This is a genomic window from Agrobacterium sp., from assembly GCF_032092815.1.
Classification (GTDB): Bacteria; Pseudomonadota; Alphaproteobacteria; order Rhizobiales; family Rhizobiaceae; genus Agrobacterium.
This window is the reverse complement of the sequence record NZ_DAMDBP010000009.1, coordinates 96200-115442: the sequence shown is the minus strand read 5'-3', so window position 1 is coordinate 115442 and position 19243 is coordinate 96200. Positions and strand designations below refer to the sequence as shown.

At 55.6% G+C, this 19243-nt stretch carries 19 protein-coding genes; 11 read left to right on the top strand and 8 right to left on the bottom strand.

From position 1 onward, the window contains the following. The first annotated feature begins 13 nt into the window (after positions 1–13). From RT613_RS07545 to RT613_RS07530, 4 genes are all read left to right on the top strand, one after another. Positions 14–1036, top strand: a complete 1023-nt coding sequence (locus RT613_RS07545) for an SIS domain-containing protein (RefSeq protein ID WP_313614231.1) — start codon at positions 14–16, stop codon at positions 1034–1036. Then, positions 1033–2193: an N-acetylglucosamine-6-phosphate deacetylase gene (gene nagA, locus RT613_RS07540; protein WP_409558782.1), complete on the top strand. Its 1161-nt coding sequence runs from the start codon at positions 1033–1035 to the stop codon at positions 2191–2193. Before RT613_RS07545 ends, nagA begins: the two co-directional genes overlap by 4 nt. Positions 2194–2331: 138 nt before the next feature. Then, positions 2332–2628 carry a PRC-barrel domain-containing protein gene (locus RT613_RS07535; RefSeq protein WP_313614227.1) on the top strand — a complete coding sequence of 99 codons (297 nt, stop codon included), beginning with the start codon at positions 2332–2334 and terminating at the stop codon, positions 2626–2628. A gap of 368 nt (positions 2629–2996) precedes the next feature. Then, the gene (locus RT613_RS07530) at positions 2997–4223 is read left to right on the top strand and encodes a PQQ-dependent sugar dehydrogenase (RefSeq protein WP_313614225.1); all 1227 of its coding nucleotides are present in this window, start codon (positions 2997–2999) and stop codon (positions 4221–4223) included. A gap of 99 nt (positions 4224–4322) precedes the next feature. Here RT613_RS07530 and RT613_RS07525 read toward each other — a convergent pair whose 3' ends face one another. The 8 genes from RT613_RS07525 to RT613_RS07490 all read right to left on the bottom strand — a co-directional run bounded on the left by RT613_RS07525 (position 4323) and on the right by RT613_RS07490 (position 12044). Continuing rightward, on the bottom strand, positions 4323–5906 hold the full coding sequence (locus RT613_RS07525; protein WP_313614224.1) for a TerC family protein: 1584 nt from the start codon (positions 5904–5906) through the stop codon (positions 4323–4325). Further along, on the bottom strand, positions 5903–6106 hold the full coding sequence (locus RT613_RS07520; protein ID WP_313614223.1) for a hypothetical protein: 204 nt from the start codon (positions 6104–6106) through the stop codon (positions 5903–5905). Before RT613_RS07520 ends, RT613_RS07525 begins: the two co-directional genes overlap by 4 nt. Before the next feature lie 241 nt (positions 6107–6347). After that, positions 6348–7226 (bottom strand): MurR/RpiR family transcriptional regulator, encoded by an 879-nt coding sequence (locus RT613_RS07515; RefSeq protein ID WP_313614221.1) that lies wholly within the window; start codon positions 7224–7226, stop codon positions 6348–6350. A gap of 4 nt (positions 7227–7230) precedes the next feature. Then, positions 7231–8289, bottom strand: a complete 1059-nt coding sequence (locus tag RT613_RS07510; RefSeq protein WP_313614219.1) for an ABC transporter ATP-binding protein — start codon at positions 8287–8289, stop codon at positions 7231–7233. Next, positions 8286–9035: a glycerophosphodiester phosphodiesterase family protein gene (locus RT613_RS07505; RefSeq protein WP_313614218.1), complete on the bottom strand. Its 750-nt coding sequence runs from the start codon at positions 9033–9035 to the stop codon at positions 8286–8288. Before RT613_RS07505 ends, RT613_RS07510 begins: the two co-directional genes overlap by 4 nt. Before the next feature lie 18 nt (positions 9036–9053). Continuing rightward, the gene (locus RT613_RS07500; RefSeq protein WP_313614217.1) at positions 9054–9863 is read right to left on the bottom strand and encodes a carbohydrate ABC transporter permease; all 810 of its coding nucleotides are present in this window, start codon (positions 9861–9863) and stop codon (positions 9054–9056) included. Beyond that, entirely contained in the window at positions 9853–10722 is an 870-nt protein-coding gene (locus RT613_RS07495) for a sugar ABC transporter permease (protein WP_313614215.1), read from the bottom strand. The genes RT613_RS07500 and RT613_RS07495 overlap by 11 nt, the downstream gene beginning before the upstream one ends. Positions 10723–10784: 62 nt before the next feature. After that, on the bottom strand, positions 10785–12044 hold the full coding sequence (locus tag RT613_RS07490) for an ABC transporter substrate-binding protein (protein WP_313614214.1): 1260 nt from the start codon (positions 12042–12044) through the stop codon (positions 10785–10787). A gap of 170 nt (positions 12045–12214) precedes the next feature. Between RT613_RS07490 and RT613_RS07485 the strand changes: the two genes are divergently transcribed. From RT613_RS07485 to RT613_RS07455, 7 genes are all read left to right on the top strand, one after another. Continuing rightward, a complete protein-coding gene (locus RT613_RS07485; protein WP_313614212.1) occupies positions 12215–12460 on the top strand; it encodes a hypothetical protein in 246 nt (81 codons plus the stop codon). 131 nt (positions 12461–12591) lie between these two features. Continuing rightward, positions 12592–13098 (top strand): RNA polymerase sigma factor, encoded by a 507-nt coding sequence (locus tag RT613_RS07480; RefSeq protein ID WP_313614210.1) that lies wholly within the window; start codon positions 12592–12594, stop codon positions 13096–13098. 88 nt (positions 13099–13186) lie between these two features. Further along, positions 13187–14203: a FecR family protein gene (locus RT613_RS07475; RefSeq protein WP_313614208.1), complete on the top strand. Its 1017-nt coding sequence runs from the start codon at positions 13187–13189 to the stop codon at positions 14201–14203. A 157-nt stretch (positions 14204–14360) separates the two neighbouring features. Then, positions 14361–16841, top strand: coding sequence for a TonB-dependent siderophore receptor (locus tag RT613_RS07470; protein ID WP_313614206.1), 2481 nt, complete (start codon positions 14361–14363; stop codon positions 16839–16841). A 70-nt stretch (positions 16842–16911) separates the two neighbouring features. After that, positions 16912–17904 carry an iron-siderophore ABC transporter substrate-binding protein gene (locus RT613_RS07465; RefSeq protein ID WP_313614204.1) on the top strand — a complete coding sequence of 331 codons (993 nt, stop codon included), beginning with the start codon at positions 16912–16914 and terminating at the stop codon, positions 17902–17904. A 1-nt stretch (position 17905) separates the two neighbouring features. Further along, a complete protein-coding gene (locus tag RT613_RS07460; protein WP_313614203.1) occupies positions 17906–18736 on the top strand; it encodes a siderophore-interacting protein in 831 nt (276 codons plus the stop codon). Next, positions 18733–19243 (top strand): FecCD family ABC transporter permease (locus RT613_RS07455; RefSeq protein WP_313614202.1); only part of this gene is annotated, 511 nt, incomplete at its 3' end. The genes RT613_RS07460 and RT613_RS07455, both read left to right, overlap by 4 nt.

Genomic DNA, 19243 nt, shown 5'->3' with positions numbered 1-19243 from the left:
AGGAACACCAGATATGCCGACGCATATGCGACGCGAAATAAATGAAATTCCCGATGCGGCTGAACGGCTTCTGACGCAATCACATGATCAATTGAAGGCGACGGGACAGGCATTGCGTGAGCGTGACCCGGCTTTCCTGATCACCATTGCCCGTGGCTCCTCGGATCATGCTGCTCATTTCCTCAAATATGCCATTGAACAACAGGCCGGTCGTGCCGTTGCCTCGATCGGCCCATCGCTTGCCTCCATCTATGGCAAGTCCCTGAAGCTCGATCAGGCTGCGGCAATCGCCATTTCGCAGTCTGGCAAAAGCCCGGATATTGTCGCCCTTGCGCAATCGGCGACGCAATCCGGTGCATTGACGATTTCGCTCACCAACACCAAACCATCACCGCTTTCGGATGCCTGCGCCTATCCTGTTGATATCATGGCCGGCCCGGAACTGGCGGTCGCCGCCACCAAATCCTTCTTCAACTCTGTTTTGGCCGGACTGGCAATCCTTGCAGAATGGACGCTTGATCAGGAACTGCAGCGCTCAATCACGCAGTTTCCGGAAAAGCTGACTAAGGCAATTAAGCTGGACTGGCACGAGCTTGCCGACGAATTGGGAGAAGCGGAATCGCTTTACATGCTGGGCAGAGGTCCGTCTCTTGCCATTGCCAGCGAAGCGGCTCTGAAGTTCAAGGAAACATCTGAAATGCACGCCGAGTCCTATTCCAGCGCCGAAGTGCTGCACGGGCCTGTCGCACTTGTCGACCGTCGTTTTCCGGTGGTGACTTTTGCCGCGCGTGATGCAGCACTGTCCTCCGTTTTGGCGACGGCCGATGGACTGGCCGAAAAGGGCGCGCTGGCCTTCATCTCGGCTGATGGCGCGGCCCATGCGCGCCGCCTGCCCTTTATCGAGACGGGTCATCCATTTACCGATGCGCTGGCGCTGATCGTGCCTTTTTATGGTTTTGTAGAAGCATGGTCACGGGCGCGTGGGTTTAATCCTGATGCGCCGGCCGCGCTTAAAAAAGTTACGGAGACCCGCTGACCATGGCAACAGCACTGATCAACGCGCGCATTTTTGATGGCTTTGACTGGCATCAGGATAAGTCCCTGCTGATAAAAGACGGCAAGATTTCCGGTCTGGTGTCAGCCGACGACTTGCCACCTGACGCACAGAAAGAAGACGTCTCAGGATCAATCATCGTGCCTGGTTTCATTGACCTTCAGGTCAATGGTGGTGGCGGTGTCATGTTGAATGACGAGCGTTCCGTTGAAGGCATTCGTCAAATTTGCGCTGCCCATGCCAAGTTCGGCACCACGGCTCTGCTGCCCACATTGATAACCGACACGCCTGATATCACTGCCGCTGCGATCGAGGCCGGGCTCAGAGCCAAGGATGCAAATGTACCGGGATTTTTGGGCCTGCATCTGGAGGGTCCACATCTTTCCGTCGCCCGCAAGGGTACTCATCACCCTGGCCTGATCAGGCTGATGGAAGACATTGATCTGCAGCGCCTGCTGAAAATCGGCAGCAGTTTCGATGCTTTGATGATCACCATTGCGCCGGAAAACACAACGACAGAACAGGTACAAGCCCTGGCTGCCAGTGGCTTTATCGTTAGCCTTGGGCACACCAACGCACCTTACGAAACCGTGCAGGACTATGTCGCTGCCGGCGCACGGACTGTGACCCATCTTTTTAATGCCATGAGCCAGCTGGAAAATCGTGCTCCCGGACTTGTGGGAGCGGCCCTCAACATTGGCGCGCTTTCGACCGGTATTATCGCTGATGGCTTCCACGTGCACCCCGCAACAATCGAAATCGCACTGCGCTCAAAACGGGGACCGGGCGAGATTTTCCTCGTCACGGACGCCATGTCGACCATCGGCACCGACTTGACAGGCCTCACCCTCAACGGGCGCGAAATTTTCCGCAAGGATGGCCGCCTGACACTGGCCGACGGCACCCTTGCCGGCGCAGATATCGACATGTTGTCATCCGTTCTGTTCATTCACCGGAAACTGGGCCTCGCCTTTGAAGAGGCCGTGCGTATGGCAAGCCTCTATCCGGCGAAAGCTGCCCGTGTCAGCGACAGAAAAGGTCGATTGCTGGCAGGTTACGACGCCGACTTTGTGGTGTTGAGCGACACCCACCAGATGCGACAAACCTGGATCAGCGGGCAGCAGGTTTATTCAGCCTGACGCCGGAATGAATGGTTTTCTACTCTCCTCATATTGACGACCAACTGTCAGCCTGCCTTTCCATCACCCTAAATTCCTTGGGAACAGAAACGGGCGGCTGGCGGTTATATGGGCTCAACCATCGAAGGAGGAATGAAGATGGACCATACTCATCACGTACGTTTGGCAACGACCGAATTGACCCCTGCCATTCTCGAAGGCGCAACGGTTTATGGCGCCGATGACCACAAGGTTGGCAAGGTAGACCATGTCCATGGCCTTGGTGCACAAAGCACCGCTGTGATTGATGTGGGTGGCTTCCTCGGCATTGGTGCCAAGCCGGTTGCCGTTCCGCTGTCTGATCTCGAATTCATGCGTGACGAAGACGGCGACGTTCATGCCGTGACAGGCTGGACCAAGGACCAGCTGAAAGAAATGCCCGAACATCACCACTAGTCTCACAGACATGATCTGCATGAACAACGGGCGCATCATGTGACCATGGTGCGTCCGTCGTCATGTCTGCCTACTGAATAAGGTGCTGCGTAACAAAATCCCCTGACTAAGTCGGGAAACATAACGCCGTCAAATTTGTGAAACCGGAAAATTCAGACTGATAACTCGCTATACGCACATGCACCAAGTGAATTCATTAGCGGGCTCGGACGTAGCGGAAATCCGACCGCGACACACAAAGCCCGCATCAGAAGATGTCGATAAATTTTTGTTGAACCAGCTGGTTGCAACGAAATTGGCCGGCAGATGTTCCCGTAACAGCGCGCCGCGACAGCGGCCGTTTTTTGCCAGCACCCAGGGAGCCATTGATGACTAGAAAATCCTACATCCTCGCCACCACCATGCTCGCGTGCAGTTTGATCGGCGCTCCCGCGTTGGCTCAAAACAGCAATACTGCAGAAACGGGAGAGGCCAATGCGCCACAGCAGACGCCTGCCTTCCAGAACCAGACACGGGCACCTCTGCCTGCCAATCAGCCTCGCCTTGAAATGGCGGTGATCGCCAAGGATCTGCCGCATCTCTGGGCCATGGAATTTCTGCCTGATGGGCGCATGCTGGTCACGGCAAAAGAAGGTGCAATGCATATCATCTCACAGGATGGCGGCGCCGTTAGCGAGGCGATAGAAGGCGTGCCGGAAGTCGCTTCTGCGGGTCAGGGCGGATTGCTTGATGTTGCCTTGGCACCTGATTTCGAGACCTCGGGCATGATCTATTTTTCCTTTTCCGAGCCACGCGAAGACGGCAACGGCACATCCGTTGCCTCTGCCAAACTCGTTGAAGCTGACGGTGGCGCAAAGTTGGAAAATGTGATGACCATCTTCCAGCAGACACCAAGCTATGATGGTGACAAGCATTTTGGATCACGTCTGGTGTTTGGTCCTGAAGGTGAGCTCTACGTCACCGTTGGTGAGCGATCGGATGCAGAAGTCCGAAGCGGCGCTCAGGATCTTGCAAGCGGATTTGGCAAGGTCTTCCGGATCGACACATCAGGCAAGGCGATTGAAGGCAATCCGTTCATCGCCACCGAAGGCGCGCTCGACCACATCTGGAGCCTCGGGCATCGCAACGTGCAGGCAGCCGCGCTCGACGGTCAGGGACGTCTGTGGCTGGTTGAACATGGACCGAAAGGCGGCGATGAACTTAACCGCCCGGAAGCCGGCAAGAACTACGGTTGGCCGGAAGTCACCTATGGCATTGAATATAGCGGCAGTGCAGTGGGAGACGGTGTCACCTCACGTCAGGGCACGGAACAACCGGTCTATTATTGGGACCCGGTCATTGCCCCCTCTGGAATGGCCTATTACGACCACGACCTGATACCGGAATGGAAGGGTGCCTTCCTGATTGGCGGACTGGTGAGCCAAGGCATTGTTGCCGTGCATCTCGATGGCGACCGCGTCGCGCATGAAGATCGTGTGGACATGCAGGCGCGGATCAGGGACGTCAAGGTTGCAGCCGATGGGTCTGTTTTTGCCGTGACCGAACAGCGCGGTGGTGGAGCCTCGACCATCGTCAAAATCACCAAAGCAGGCTAACCAGCCAACCGGTGTTTGCCACAAACAAAAAGGGCGGCTTTTAAAGCCGCCCTGATTGCTGTCTATTGGCAGAGGAAAGGTGCCCTAAGGCAACTGTCATTACAATGCCGGAACAGTCGCACCCTTGATTTCGCCATCCATGGCACGAATTCTGACCTTGTCGATGTTGCGGCCATCCATGGCCACCACTTCGAATGTCAGGCCGTCGAAATTGACCGTCTCGCCGCCTTCCGGCAGATGTCCCAGACGCCACAGGATCAAACCGGCCAAGGTCGAATATCGGTCGGCATCATCGACCAGATCGATGTCGAGGATTTTCGACACATGGCGGATAGCAATCCAACCATCGACAAGCAAAGCCCCATCATGCTCTCGTTCGACGGTCAGTTGTTCCTCGTCATCATCGGCAAAGTCACCGGCAATAGCTTCCAGCAGGTCGGTTGGTGTGACCATACCTTCCATCGAACCATATTCGTCAAGAACGATCGCCACCTGAAGAGGCGACTGGCGCAATTGCTCCAGCAGGCGGAGGGCACTGACGCTTTCATGCACCACCAGAGGCTGGCGCAGCGAACGGTCGAAATCGATCTTTCCGGTTTCCAGCAGGTCTCTCAGCATGTCCTTGGCAAGTGCCACGCCAAGAAACTCGTCAAGGCTGCCACGACCAATCGGAAAACGGGAATGGCCGGTTTCGACGATCTGTTTTCTCAGCTCTTCTTCGCTGTCTTCAATATCAAGCCACTCCACATCACGACGCGGGGTCATGATGGATTTTGCCGGACGATCGGCCAGCGTCAGAACGCTCTCGATCATCTCATGCTCGACAGGTGTGAACAGTTCATTTTCTGTCGCCTTGTCGGCAATGACATCAGCGGCTTCACCAAGCGGTGTGTCACTCTTGCGGCCACCCAGCAATGACAGGACGGCACTTGCCGTTCGGTCACGCAGGTCTCCCGTACTCATGAAACGTTCGCGGTTGCGACGTCCGACCTGGTTGAATGCCTCGATAAGCACCGAGAAGCCGATTGCCGCGTAGAGGTAACCCTTCGGGATATGGAAACCAAGGCCTTCAACGATCAGCGAGAAACCGATCATCATCAGGAAACCAAGGCATAGGATAACCACGGTCGGATGTTTCGACACGAATGCCATCAACGGTTTGGAGGCCAGCATCATGACGGCCATCGCCACGATGACACCGGTCATCATGATCGACAGTTCCTTCACCATGCCAACGGCGGTGATGACACTATCAAGCGAGAAGACGGCATCAAGAACGACGATCTGGACCAGAACCTGCCAGAAAATGGCATGCTGGACCCGGCCTTCCTTGCGTTCCGTATGGCCCTCAAGCCGCTCATGCAGTTCCATGGTTCCCTTGAACAACAGGAACACACCACCAAGGATGAGGATGAGGTCACGGCCGGAAATTTCCATGCCAGCCACGGTAAACAGCGGCGCCGTCAACGTTACAATCCAGGCGATCGAAGCCAGCAACACAAGGCGCATACCCAGCGCCAGGCTGAGGCCGATCAATCGAGCCTTCTCACGTTGATGTTCGGGAAGTTTGTCTGCCAGAATGGCGATAAAGACGAGGTTGTCGATGCCGAGAACGATCTCGAGGACGATTAGGGTGGCTAGTCCCGCCCAAGCGGCAGGATCGGACATCCATTCGAATATCATAGAGTATAGAGACCGCCCTTCAGGGGCAGGCCAATCCTTCTGTTGATGACGTTGATAAACGCAGAAAACCGCACCGAAAACGGCACGGGGATAATGGAAATATCGATTTTAGAGTCGAGGAAAAGCGACGCCGCGCCCAAGCGGGTCGCGGTCATTCGGTGTCGATCAGTACTGTCGCCGTCGTCGGCTTCGTCTGGCATAATCAGGGTTCCTCAGGAAAACGCATATAACACGTACACCGCGCAACGCCAGACCAGACCCTTGATTTTCGTTACGCCGCATCATCTGCCGCTCGAAATCCAGGGTGGTCGGGAGGCCACAATTACAGCGCGAACTTCGACAACGACTTGGATCAAAAGGCGATTTGACCGGTTTTCCTGCGCCAGAACTGCGTCTGCCTCATCATCGGTCACAATCCCGTGATAGGGCACATTGAAAAGGTCAGCCGGTGGTAAATCGCGCTGCCGCCCGGAAGGAACGGAACGCGTTGAGCGCCTTGATCGACCGGCCATTATCGATTGATGCGAGATCGAGAATAACGGCATTGGCAATCGTCATTGGCACGACCAGCGACTGGGATTCACCCGGTTCACCGCGTGACACAAGGATCTGGTGATCCGGTGCAGGATCGATGCGTGTACCGCCAACATCGGTGATCGCCAGCGTCGTTGCTCCGCAATTTACCGCAACATCGCGCACTTCCTGCAACAGTGCCGGTGCCCTGCGAAATGACAAAAGCCAGACAACGTCGTCTGCGGCCAGGGTCGACAGCAGCTCCGGCAACTGATGCAACTGATTGCCGAGATCAACCGTCTGATATCCCGAGCGGTTAAGACGAAGCGTGATCAACGAACAAAGGGCTGCAAAATGACCGCGCCCGAACAGGAATATCTTGCGGCTGTCGCGCAGTGCCGTCGAAAAGGCGCGAATGTCGGCATCCGACACGCTGTTGCGTGCCTGTTGAAGGGCAGCAATTTCACTGTCGAGCAGCGATGCCAAAAGACCATTGTCTTCGGCCTTGACCAGCCGTGCCGCCATGCGGGCAGCCGGGCTTTCAAAGTCATTGCCACCTTCCGTCAGGCTCGACTGCAGAAAGCTTCGAAACTCCGGATACCCCTTGAAGCCCAATCGTCGCGCCAGTCTGACGGCAGACGCCGGATGCACACCGGCGCGTGACGACACGTCCTTGCCATTTTCCATGGCGGCGCGAATAGGATCCTGGATCAATACGTCAAGCAATCGCGTATCCGCATCCGTTAGCCGCGTCGAATGCCGGTTGATCAGATCGCTTAATGCAAGCGGTGCATCCTGCTTGTCCATATTGTTACCCCCCAACCGCAGCGACACGGTGACCATTGATGAGACCGACGCGGTCACCACTCTGGCCATCGAAAAACAGCGCACGGTCGAGATCGCAGGACACCCAGAATTCATCTGTGTTTTCAGGTATATCCCGCCGCGCCGCCGTTACAGTCAACCGGCCGGCTTGGCTTTCGCAATGAAGCAACATGTCCGATCCGGTCATCTCCGACATCAGCAACCGTGCGCGCAAGGTTGCACCGCCTGGGTTTGTTGCGTGGACCGTCAGCAGTTCCGGCCGCAGACCCACGGTAAAACCCCTGGCGTTTTCCAGCCCCGGCAATGCATCTGCATCAAGAAAGTTGATGGGCGGCACGCCAAGAAAACTTGCCACGAAACGGTTGCGCGGCCTGTCATAAATCACATCGGGGCGATCAAATTGCTGCAGATGACCATCCTTCATCACGGCAACGCGGTCTGCCAGAGACATCGCTTCTGTCTGGTCATGTGTGACATAGATGATCGTCGCGCCCAGCTGCCGATGCAGTTCCTTGATTTCCGTACGCATGGTGATGCGGAGCGCATTGTCGAGGTTGGACAAGGGTTCATCCATCAGGAAGATCGCGGCATTGCGGGCCATGGCACGACCCATCGCAACGCGTTGACGCTGGCCGCCGGACAGCGCTGCCGGTTTACGGTCCAGATAGGGCTCAAGCTGCAACATCCGGGCGACGTCGCTGGCCCTTTCGTTCCGCTCTGCCTTTTTCACACCGCGCAGTTCCAGCCCGAATGCGATATTTTCTCGCACGGTCATATGCGGATAAAGCGCATAGTTCTGAAAGATCATCGCGATATCGCGATCCTGCGGCGCCAGATCATTGGCCAGCCTGCCACCGATTTCGATCCTGCCTTCTTCGCAGCGATCAAGCCCGGCAATCAACCGCAGCAAGGTCGACTTGCCGCAACCGGACGGCCCGACAATGACCACAAACTCACCTGCCTTGATGTCCAGCGATACGCCGTGGAGAATGCGCGGGCCATTGGGATAGGATTTACGGATATCCTGAAGTGAGATGCCACTCATGCCCTGCGCCCTCCCTGATGGCTGTCGCGAATGGCAATTGCCAGCGTCGGGCGGTCGGTCGTGAAAACCTTGACGCCAAGATTAAGTGCCTTAGTGATCTGCTCTGACGTATGCGCTGCCCAGCAGCCGAATTCGATACCTGCGGACTGGAAGAGGTCTTTCAGTGCAGCATCTGTTGTGTCGATGTGAATACCGACTTCACCAATCGCATGGGCCTTCGCCACTTCGATAACCGCATCAGCGCCCAGTTGGCGCAGAACCGACGGGCTGACGAGCCAGAGCCGTGGACGATCTGTTGCCTGCGCGATTTCATCCATTGAGCGGACAAGAAACGATGAAAAGACCGTGCGCTCCAGCATTCCATGTTGGCGCAGAACAGAGATGACGCGGTGCACGAAATCGCCATAGGGCATGCCGTCAGCATCGGGCTTTATTTCGCAGCGGAAATTGACTGTGCTGTCAGCGTAAAGCGTGCAAAGTTCTTCCAGCGTCATGGGATGGCCGCCAGCGCTGTAGCGGATTGTCGCCTTACGGATCTGCGCAAGTGTCATCTGCGCGATGGTGCCGCTGGTATCCGTCGTGGCGTCCAGCGTCGCGTCATGGTGCACGACAATGGCACTGTCCAGGGTCGGGTGAACGTCAAACTCCACTTCCTCGAGCGCCATCTGTGATGTGGCCGTGAAACCCTGCGGTGTGCTGTCACCAAATTCGAGCGTGCCACCGCGGTGTGATGCGATACGTGTCATATATAAGATGTCCTTGATTTATTTGACGGCGCCCATGGTGATGCCGCGCACGAGATGGCGCTCCACCAGAAGGAAACCGAGGAGAACAGGCAGGATGGTGATGGTCGAAGCCGCCATCACAAGTGGCCAGTCGACCAGCCCCTCGCCGGGATTGGTACGGTAAAGACGGGCCAGCCCCACCTGCAATGTGTAGAGGTCCTGTTTGCCGACAGCCACCAGCGGCCAGATGTAACTGTTCCACTCTGTCATGAAGATATAGAGGGCCATTGATGCGATGGCCGGACGTGACAGTGGCACGATGATACGCCACAGTACCTGCAGTGGTTTTGCCCCGTCCATATAGGCGGCTTCATCAAGTGCTTTGGGAATGCCACGAATATATTGCCGCAGGAAAAATGCCGCAAAACCATTGGAAATCGCCGGCAAGATTAGCCCGGCATAGGTATCAAGCAGCCCCACCTTGGCCAGAGACAGATAGTTGGGAATGAGGCTGATATGGCTTGGGATCATCAGTGTCGCCACCGTAGCGCCAAACAGCAGATTGTTGCCTGGGAAGGTAAAGCGGGCAAAAGCATAAGCAGCCATCGTCGCAAAGCTGATGCCCAACAGCGTGACCATGCCCGACACGATCAGGCTGTTGAGCAGATACCGTGCGAAATTGTACTGACCGACGGCGCGTCCGTAATTGTCGAGGGTAAAGGCGATTTCCCCGGCATAATAGGCATCTGACGTCTGGAACGAGATCCAGATCGAATAAAGAACCGGCGACAGAAACAGCAGGCCGGCAACCAGCGCGATGCCCGCCAGAATGGGGTTTTCAGGCTTCATAATGCACCTTCCTGCCAATGATGCGGGATTTGAGGATTGCAAGCGCGACAAGCAGCACGAACAGCAACACCGCGAGTGCAGAACCGCGTCCGATATCGAACAGGACAAAACCAATCTCATAGAGAAGATTGACAAGCATGTCGGTTGCACCGGCCGGGCCACCCTTGGTCATCACGTTGACAATGGTGAAGACCTGGAATGCCTCAATGACCGAAATGACCAGAAGGAAATAGGTCGTTGGCATGACCAGCGGCAGCGTGATGCGGCGAAAGACGTGCATACGGCGACCGCCATCGACAGAGGCGGCGTCGTAAAGCTCACGCGGGATGGCCTGCAACCCGGCAATGTAGATGACAATATCGTATCCGAGCTGTTTCCAGGTATTGACGAAGATCAGAACCCAAAGTGCCAGATAGGGGTCCTGTAGCCACTGTACCTTGCCGATCCCGACGATACCGAGGATCGCGTTGACCATGCCGTAATCGGTGGAGAATATCCAGGAAAACACCACGGCAATCGACACGGTTGAGGTGACCGATGGCAGGAACAGCGCACCGCGCAGCAGACGTGAATGAACGGATTCACGCACGAGATAACCGGCAATAACAAGCGCCAGCCCAAGTCGCAGCGGCACTGACAACACGGCAAAAACTGTCGTGACCCACAGCGAATTCCACAATTCGCGTGACGCCAGCAATTGCTCATAATTGCGCAGGCCAACAAAGGGCATGTCGGGTGACAGGAAGTTCCATTCCCGGACGCTGAGATTAAGGCTCGCCAGGATCGGGATATAGGTGAAAACCGCGATGGAAATCATAAGCGGCGCCACAAAGAAATAGGGAGTGAGTTTGCGTAGCATGACCATAAAACCGTGTCGGCGGCACGGGTCGCAACCCGCCCGCCGACATCCCTGAAGGAGGATCAGTTACCGACGCGCTTTTCTTCTGCGCGCGTCTGCTCAGCGAAGTCCTTCATCGTCTCGTCAACCCCGCGCTGACCAAGCGCCATGGCCTGCCACATCTTGTATTCCGTGGTGCGCATCCAGGTGACAACAGTTGTTCGTGCACGGCCATGTGCATTGGGCAGGGAATCGATGGCAACATCGATGCCTGGCTGTGTTGCCAAGGCTTCCTTGGCAACAGGAAGCTCCGCGCTCTTCTTGTTGATCGGCAGATAACCGGTGGCCGCAAACCAGATGGCGTTGGCTTCCGGCGACGCCGCATAGCTGACGAATTTGTAGGCCGCGTCCTGTACGTCCTTTGGCGAAGTGGCCATGATGCCAATGCCAGCGCCACCGATTGGAACCGAGCACGCCTTGTTGCAAGGCATTGGACGAACGACCAGATTGTCGCCAAGGGCCTTTTTGGCCTCACCGTAATTGCCGGTCGAGTTGAACATCATGCCAACCTTTTTCGCCAGGAAAGCATCACGTCCATTGTCTTCTTCCGTCACACCATCGGGCGAAGCAACCTTGTTCTCGTGCACCAGAGATGCCATCCACTGATAGGCTTCGATGGTGTTTGGTTTGTCGAGCAGAATTTCGCCGCTCATCGGATCAACCAGCTCGCTGTCATTCGCCATGACCAGACCCCAACGGGCAAACTGGCCAGGGGCTGCAATGCCCGAAATGCCTTCCGAACCCAGCTTTTCACTGACAGTTTTTGCAGCAGTCATGATTTCATCAAATGTCTTCAACGGCGTATCGGCTGGCAGGCCGGCGCGGGTGAAAATGTCCTTGTTGAAATAAAGAACCGGCGTGGAAGAATTGAACGGCACGACATAGTTCTTGCCGTTGATGACGCCAACTTCCTTGGCGTAATCGTAGAGATCGGCCTTCAATGGATCAGCGTCAAAATAGGGCGTCAAATCGGTGAGGATATTGTTGTTGGCAAACAGGCCGTAACGGGTCACCTCAAGGATAACGGCGTCCGGTGCACGGCGTGCCGGAATGGCCGCCTGCAGTTTGGCAGTAATGTCGTTGTAATTGCCGACAAACTCGGCCTCGACATCGATATCCGGATTGGCCGCCTCGAAATTGGCGATGATCTTGTCCAGCGCCTGACCGTTGGATTTGTTGAAACTGTGCCAGAATTTGACCGTCGTGGCGGCTTCGGCTGCACCAACGCTGGCAATAAGGCTGAATATGCCTGCTGCAACTGCGCTCTGTAATTTCCGTGACATCTGCATCTCCTCTGCAAACAAAATTGCAATGAGAGCGAATTAGCAATCGCAAGCGACAGTTTCTTGAAGCGTGTATGAATGTTCAATGACAAGACGGCACAAGTTTCGTCTCGTCGCGAGAACCGGGCCGTCTGGCGCAATATTAGCACTGTATGACGGGCGTTGACTGAATGCCGAAAAAGCCCCAGCTATCAGCACCTGATCTGCCGGCTGCACTGGCAGTCCACGAACAGTGGCTACGTCCTATCCTCGCACGCCTACAGGCGCGTAGCCGCAAGTTGGCGGCCGTTTTCATTCCGCAAAGCAATTTCGCCTTCAAACTTCGCAATATCATCATGCGTAACATGCCAAAACGTTTGCTGGGATGGTACTTCAGCGGCGCAATCAAAGCGGAAATGAAGCTTCTGGAAAAATAGGATGGCGACTGCCTACCCGGCGGCTGAAGATCGACCGCGTAGGCAAAACTCCCAAATCTGCACTTGTTGCACCCACGCTCAAAAGCGGATAGTTGAAGTCAACAATCTTTGACTGGACCGGCGCGCATTTCGTGACGAACAAAACGCTCAAGGGGCTTTTTCTCGCGCACCGGCGTGAACTACAGGCCTATCTCACTTCCAAGCTGCGGGACCCTGAGGTGGCTGCCGACCTGACACAGGAAGCCTTTTTGCGCTTTGCCGAGCAAACCGAAAAAGGCAACGCCTCCGTCGAGCATGCGCGCTCCTATCTCTATCGAACAGCACACAATCTTGCCGTCGACCATACCCGCCAGATGGCGCGTCGGAAAACAGATACCACCCCCAATGAAGCGCTGGTCGCCTTCGCAGACGATCGACCTTCTCAGGAGGAGGAAGCCTCTGCACGGCAAACACTTGAACGCCTTACCGCGATCGTGAAGGAGCTTCCGGAACGCACGCGAGAGGTGTTTGTGTTGAACCGCATCGATGGCTTGAACTACGCACAAACGGCAGAACGGCTTGGCATTTCAGAGAGCGCTGTGCAAAAACACCTCGCCAAGGCACTGCTTTACGTGACCCAGAGGATTCGCCCGCAATAAATAAAACTGCCGATGCGTTACTGATTTGACGCTGCCGCCCGTCTTATTTCTTGGACAACATAATTCAGACCCCGACATGGACCAAAACGTGGGAATACAGGACGATAAAGAACAGATCGAAGCCGAAGCGGCTGAGTGGGTGATCCGCCTCGGTGACGAGCGCGTTTCCCAGCACGATCGCGTCCTCTTCGATCAATGGTGCGCGCAAAGCGAGCGACATCGCAAGGCATATGATTTTGCGGAAAAAACCTGGGGCGATCTTGCCGGCCTGCAATCTGCAAAGTCCATTCTGATGCCAGATGCGTTCAGCATCGACGCTACGCCACCCTATCGGGCGGTGCGCTCATCTGCCAGCAGACACTTCCTTCGTTCGGGCGTCATTGTTGGCCTGCTTACCATCTGTCTTGTTATGTCTGCCTTCGTTGCAACCTTGTGGTACGGCAATCTGGCAACAACACTGACAGCCGATTATCAGACCGCCCCCGGCGAAACTCGCACGATAACACTTGCAGACGGCACCAAGGTCGACCTCGCCTCGGGAAGCGCGATTGCGCTTGCCTTCAATGATAAGGAGCGGCGTGTCAAATTGCTCGAAGGCGCTGCATATTTTACCGCAGCACCGAAAACCGCCCAGGAAACACGGCCATTCGTGGTCGAAGGCGACACAGGCACCGCGACAGCGCTTGGAACGCAGTTTGCCGTCAACAAGCTGTCAGATGCAGTTGAGGTCACCGTCGTTGAACACGATGTACGGGTCACCCTTGGTGATACCGACAGTACCGGAGGCGTTACATTGTCGCCGGGTCAGAAAATCCGCTACTCCGACAAAACCGGTCTCGGAGCCGTGCACAACACAAGCACGGATATGACGGCAGCGTGGCGTCGAGGGCGCTTGATCTTTGATAGCGTGCCACTGGCTGATGTTGTTGCTGAACTTAATCGCTATCGCCACGGCCGGATTATCATTTCGAACAGTGCGCTCGCACAACGCCAGGTGAGTGGTGTCTTTTCCACGGATGACCTCGGTGACAGCCTCGCCGTGATTGTCCGAGAGCTTGGCGCTCATTCGGCATCCGCGCCTCCGCTTCTGACCGTAATCTATTAATCCAATATAAAAATTATATTTAATAACAGTATATTACGCGATTTATCAGAAAAAATCCGAAATCCCTTACCGGAAACATGACCGGATTCGTCTTATTTGCCGACCAGTGAGAGGGGCTCTTGCTGGAATGCGTAAAATCGATGAAAGGGCATTTCGAATGGGGACGCAATCAAGGCACTTGGGCAAACGGCAAGGCTCGAGACCAACAAAGGGACTGAGCGCATCTGTCAGTGCGATAGCGCTGTTATGTGGCCTTGCCTGCACCGTAAGCACTACCTCTGCCCAGGAAAATACGGGCGCGGCTGTTTCGGCACGTGGAAATGTTGCCTTTAACATCCCAGCCCAGAACCTCAACAGCGCCATTCTTGCCTTTGCGGATCGATCCGGCATTCAGGTGTTTTACGATGTCTCACGTGTCAGCGGTCTGAGAAGTGCCGCTGTGAGCGGCAGCTATTCCAATGAAGAGGCACTGTCGCGTCTTCTGGCAGGCACCGGTGTGTCCTACACGTTTTCGAGCGCCAACCGGGTATCGTTGAACGTTCCCGGCACGACCGACGGAGCTGCCCTTCGCTCCGATGGATCAACCGTGCTGGACACCATCACTGTTCAGACACAGGGTGCGGTTACCGAAGGCACAGGCGCCTATACGGCGGACTGGATGCGTACGGCAAACGGACTGGCCCTTTCACAAAAAGACACACCGCAATCGACCAGTGTCGTGACCCGGCAGATGATGGACGATCGCAACGAGAACTCCATTAAGGATGTCCTCGAAAATGCCACCGGCATCACCACCAATCAGGCTGAAACTGACCGTTTCAATTTCTATTCACGCGGTTTTGTGATCGACAACTACCAATATGATGGCGTTCCAACCACGCTGGATGCGACATACCAGTATGGCGACGGTGTTGCCGATACGATCATCTACGATCACGTTGAGGTGGTTCGTGGTGCCACCGGCCTGTTGACCAGCGTTGGTGAACCCGGCGCTTCGATCAACTTCATTCGCAAGCGGCCAACTGACGAGTTTCAGGGTTCGATTACCGGCCTTATCGGCACCAATCAGAATTACCGAACAGAACTTGACCTCTCCGGACCGTTGAACAGTGACGGCAGTGTGCGTGGTCGATTTGTCGGCGCCTTGCAAACCAAGGAAGACACGATTGACTTCTACAGCAACGACAAGAATGTCTTCTACGGTGTCGTTGAGGCGGATGTTGGCGATTCAACGCGCGTCACCATCGGTGCAAGCCGCCAGGAAACAAACGCCGAAGGCACGATGTGGGGTGGATTGCCAGCTTTCAACAACAATGGTGAACTGATTGACTGGGCGAAAGGCTCCGGCCTTGGCACCGACTGGACCGGCTGGGACACGGTTGCCACCGATATCTTCTCGTCAATCGACCATACGTTCGACAATGGTTGGGAAGCGCATGTTTCCTATTCCTATCAGAAGAACAAGTTCGATGCCCCTCTTCTATTTCTTTACGGCAACCCGGATCCGACCACCGGTCTCGGCCTCAGCGCACTTGGTGCGCATTTTATCGGTGAGCGTGAACAACACGCACTTAATGCTCGCCTGAATGGTGATTACGAACTGTTTGGCCAAACGCATGAATTCGTTGTGGGTGCCTACGCGTCACAAGCCAAGGGACATATTGACCGTTATGCGCCGACAGGTGCCATGGCAACGGTCGGCGACGTGTTCAACTGGGACCCATCCTACGCCGCTCCGGTGTGGAGCACCACACCGATGGCAACATGGGACACGGAAGTGCGCCAGGCAGCAATCTACGGTGCTACCCGCATCAACGCGACAGACCAGCTTGCCATCACCCTCGGTGCTCGCGTCAATTACTGGGATGGGTTCAACGACAACACCTATAATTTCTACGACTATAAGTTCTCAGGCGTTGTTTCACCCTATGCCGGCGTAAGCTACGAACTGACCGACCAGTTGACAGCTTATGCGAGCTACACCAGCATCTACAAGCCGCAGCAGTTTGAAGACATCAACGGCAAGTATCTCGATCCGGTCTATGGCCACAACTATGAGGTCGGATTGAAAGGCTCATTCCTTGATGATCGCCTGAAAGCCTCTGCCGCAATTTTCCAGACCAACCAGAAGGATCTGGCCGAATATGTCGGATATGACGCTGTCACACAGCGCTCCTATTACCGATCAATCGACGGCACCACGACGCGCGGCTTCGAGCTTGAAGTCGCGGGCGAGGTTCTCGACGGCTGGAATGTGTTTGGTGGCTTTACCTACCGATCGTCAAAAGACAATCTAGGCAACAAGGTACAAACCTTCCAACCACAATCTGTTCTGAAACTCGGTAGCACCTATGAACTGACCGGCGTACTCGACGGCCTGACGATCGGTGGTGCCATGCGCTGGCAGAGCAAGACGGAAAACCTTGCCAACTATTCCTCCACGCCAGCCAGCATCACGCAGGATCCCTACGCCGTGTTCGATCTGATGGCGAGCTATGAGTTCGACGAACAGACCAGCCTGAAGGTGAATGTCTCCAACGTTTTCGACAAGCGCTATTACCGAACAATGGGTTTCTATGACTCGGTTTTCTACGGCGACGGGCGCGCTGCAACAGTCACGCTGAAGCGTACCTTCTGATCACCGGCGATCCGCCACCATTCGAAGGTGGCGGATCGTTTTTTCAAGACTGTGTAAGGTTTCCCCTCCCATGCCAGAGCTCATGACACGGCGCCGGTTGCTGCAATCGCTATCAGTTTCACTGATTGTTGCATCATCACATCAAGCCCATGCAGCAGCTTTCAACACGTCGGCTTTCCCGCTGACGGTTTCGCATGCATTGGGAAATGTCACGATACCACGCCAGCCAACCCGTATCGTCACACTGGGCTGGAATGGCGAAGACGCCGTCGTTGCTCTGGGTTCCATACCAGTTGCCATGCCAAGGCGCGCATTGTTCGAGGGGGAGATATTTCCCTGGGTTGAAGACAAGATCGGAAATGCCGAGCCACATCTGCTGTCCGGTGATTTTAATTACGAACAGATAGCAGTGTTAAAACCGGACCTGATCCTTGGTGTCTTTTCGGGCATTGGCGCAAAAGCCTATGCCCGACTGTCGCGCATTGCGCCAACTGTCGTATATCGCTCAGGCCCCTGGCAGGCAGATTGGCGCGAACAGACCCGGATGACGGGACTTGCACTTGGGCAGGCTGAATGCGCAGACGCGCTTGTCGAAAACACCACTGGCTTTTTACGATCTCTGGCAGCCACCCATGACAAGCTGCAAGGAAAGTCATTTGTATTTGGCACGTACAATCCGGGTTCATCGGAAATTGGTGTCTACCTGCCATCAGACCCGCGTATCGAACTGCTGCAGGAACTCGGTCTTCGCCCGTCATCCGGCATTGAAGCCTTGGCCGCGCAACGGCATGGGCGGCGCTCCGCGTCCGTCAGCCTTGAAACAGTTGAGATGATCGACTCTGACATTTTGATCATGTGGTACGGTTCCGGTGCCCGCGCGGCAGCGGAGGCGCAGCCACTATTCAACCGCTTGCCCGCAGTTCGCCGCCATTCCTATGTCGCGCTCGAAGATGCCATCGACATCTGGTCGACCTCAGCGCTCAGCGTACTTTCCATTCCCTACGGCTTTCCAAGATTTGTTCCGCGCCTGGCCGAAGCCGCCCGGCGCGCCAATGGAGATTGACATGACAGCAGATACCCTTGTCTTCGATGAGCATGATGATCACGATCACGCACCTTATGTTGAAGATTACTTCCTTGCCAAAACGATTGCCGTAGAGCGCCTGACACCATCGATGATCCGCACTGTCCTCAAAGTGGATGGTGGTGAACGGTTGATTGCAAGCGGCCATCCGGATGAGTGGGTCCGTCTGGCGTTGCGACCGGATGCAAATACGCCAGTCACCATCCCTGTATTGATGGAAAACGGAAAATGGGGCCGTCCCGACGGTTCGCAACATTGCCCCAGCCGTCCCTACACTGTGCGCAATTGGAACCCCGTCACCTGCGAAATGGTAATCGATATTGTCGTGCATGAGGGTGGCGTAGCAGCAGGCTGGGCGATCAATGCCGAGGTGGGCGACATCGTTGGCATCTGCAATCCGGAAGGGCGTTTCTGGTTTCCAAAAACTGCGCAGTGGTTGATGATGCTGACCGACATCACCGGTCTGCCGGCTGTCGGGCGCGTGCTGGAAGAGCTGCCTATCGGGTTTCCTGCGATCATTCATGTTGAAGTGCCATCTGATGACGATCGCCAGCAGTTCAACACAGGGGCAAATGCAACGATTACCTGGCACGCCTGCCACGGCCTGAAACCCACACGACCCGGCCATACCGAATTGCCGCGGATCGCGGGTAACATTCATGCTCTTCCAGACGGACCGGGCTATATTTACATTGCCGGTGAAGCCAAGGCTGTTTCCGTGTGCCGAGCGCATTTCCGTGACGTGCTGGGTTTTGACAAGAAGCGCATCGATGCCGTGGGATACTGGATTGAGGGACAGGCCCGCATATGACGTTCATCGATGCGGCGACACCTGTGATTGGCACGAAACCACAGCACTGGATACGGCAACCATGTCCATGGTTGCTGGCTGGCTGTGCCCTTCTCACCATCTTGTTTATGGCCAGCCTGATATTGGGTGTTCGCCCGATCACGCCGGCCGTCGCCGTAGACAGTTTTGTCGCGTACAATGCCGATCTCGCCGACCATCTTGTCATCCGTGATTATCGCCTGCCCCGCGCACTTCTGGCAGTGCTATGCGGCTCTGCATTTGGCGTTTCCGGTGCACTGATACAGGCAGCGACCCGCAATCCGCTGGCCGATCCGGGTATTCTCGGCGTCAATGCCGGTGCAGCCTTCTTCGTGATCCTTTCTGTCGGCGTGCTTGGATGGCATTCCATTGAAACATATATCTGGGCAGCTCTGGCCGGCGCGATAATCGTGACCATACTGGTCTATGCTCTCAGCATCTCAAACCGTGGCAGTACCACCCCGATACGTCTGGTGCTGTCTGGGGTCG

Excerpts from the sequence above, each read along its gene's own strand:
- RT613_RS07545 (WP_313614231.1), top strand. The coding sequence starts at position 14 with ATGCCGACGCATATGCGACGCGAAATAAATGAAATTCCCGATGCGGCT.
- RT613_RS07535 (WP_313614227.1), top strand. The coding sequence starts at position 2,332 with ATGGACCATACTCATCACGTACGTTTGGCAACGACCGAATTGACCCCT.
- RT613_RS07530 (WP_313614225.1), top strand. The coding sequence starts at position 2,997 with ATGACTAGAAAATCCTACATCCTCGCCACCACCATGCTCGCGTGCAGT.
- RT613_RS07525 (WP_313614224.1), bottom strand. The coding sequence starts at position 5,906 with ATGATATTCGAATGGATGTCCGATCCTGCCGCTTGGGCGGGACTAGCC.
- RT613_RS07520 (WP_313614223.1), bottom strand. The coding sequence starts at position 6,106 with ATGCCAGACGAAGCCGACGACGGCGACAGTACTGATCGACACCGAATG.
- RT613_RS07515 (WP_313614221.1), bottom strand. The coding sequence starts at position 7,226 with ATGGACAAGCAGGATGCACCGCTTGCATTAAGCGATCTGATCAACCGG.
- RT613_RS07510 (WP_313614219.1), bottom strand. The coding sequence starts at position 8,289 with ATGAGTGGCATCTCACTTCAGGATATCCGTAAATCCTATCCCAATGGC.
- RT613_RS07505 (WP_313614218.1), bottom strand. The coding sequence starts at position 9,035 with ATGACACGTATCGCATCACACCGCGGTGGCACGCTCGAATTTGGTGAC.
- RT613_RS07500 (WP_313614217.1), bottom strand. The coding sequence starts at position 9,863 with ATGAAGCCTGAAAACCCCATTCTGGCGGGCATCGCGCTGGTTGCCGGC.
- RT613_RS07495 (WP_313614215.1), bottom strand. The coding sequence starts at position 10,722 with ATGCTACGCAAACTCACTCCCTATTTCTTTGTGGCGCCGCTTATGATT.
- RT613_RS07490 (WP_313614214.1), bottom strand. The coding sequence starts at position 12,044 with ATGTCACGGAAATTACAGAGCGCAGTTGCAGCAGGCATATTCAGCCTT.
- RT613_RS07485 (WP_313614212.1), top strand. The coding sequence starts at position 12,215 with ATGCCGAAAAAGCCCCAGCTATCAGCACCTGATCTGCCGGCTGCACTG.
- RT613_RS07470 (WP_313614206.1), top strand. The coding sequence starts at position 14,361 with ATGGGGACGCAATCAAGGCACTTGGGCAAACGGCAAGGCTCGAGACCA.
- RT613_RS07465 (WP_313614204.1), top strand. The coding sequence starts at position 16,912 with ATGCCAGAGCTCATGACACGGCGCCGGTTGCTGCAATCGCTATCAGTT.
- RT613_RS07460 (WP_313614203.1), top strand. The coding sequence starts at position 17,906 with ATGACAGCAGATACCCTTGTCTTCGATGAGCATGATGATCACGATCAC.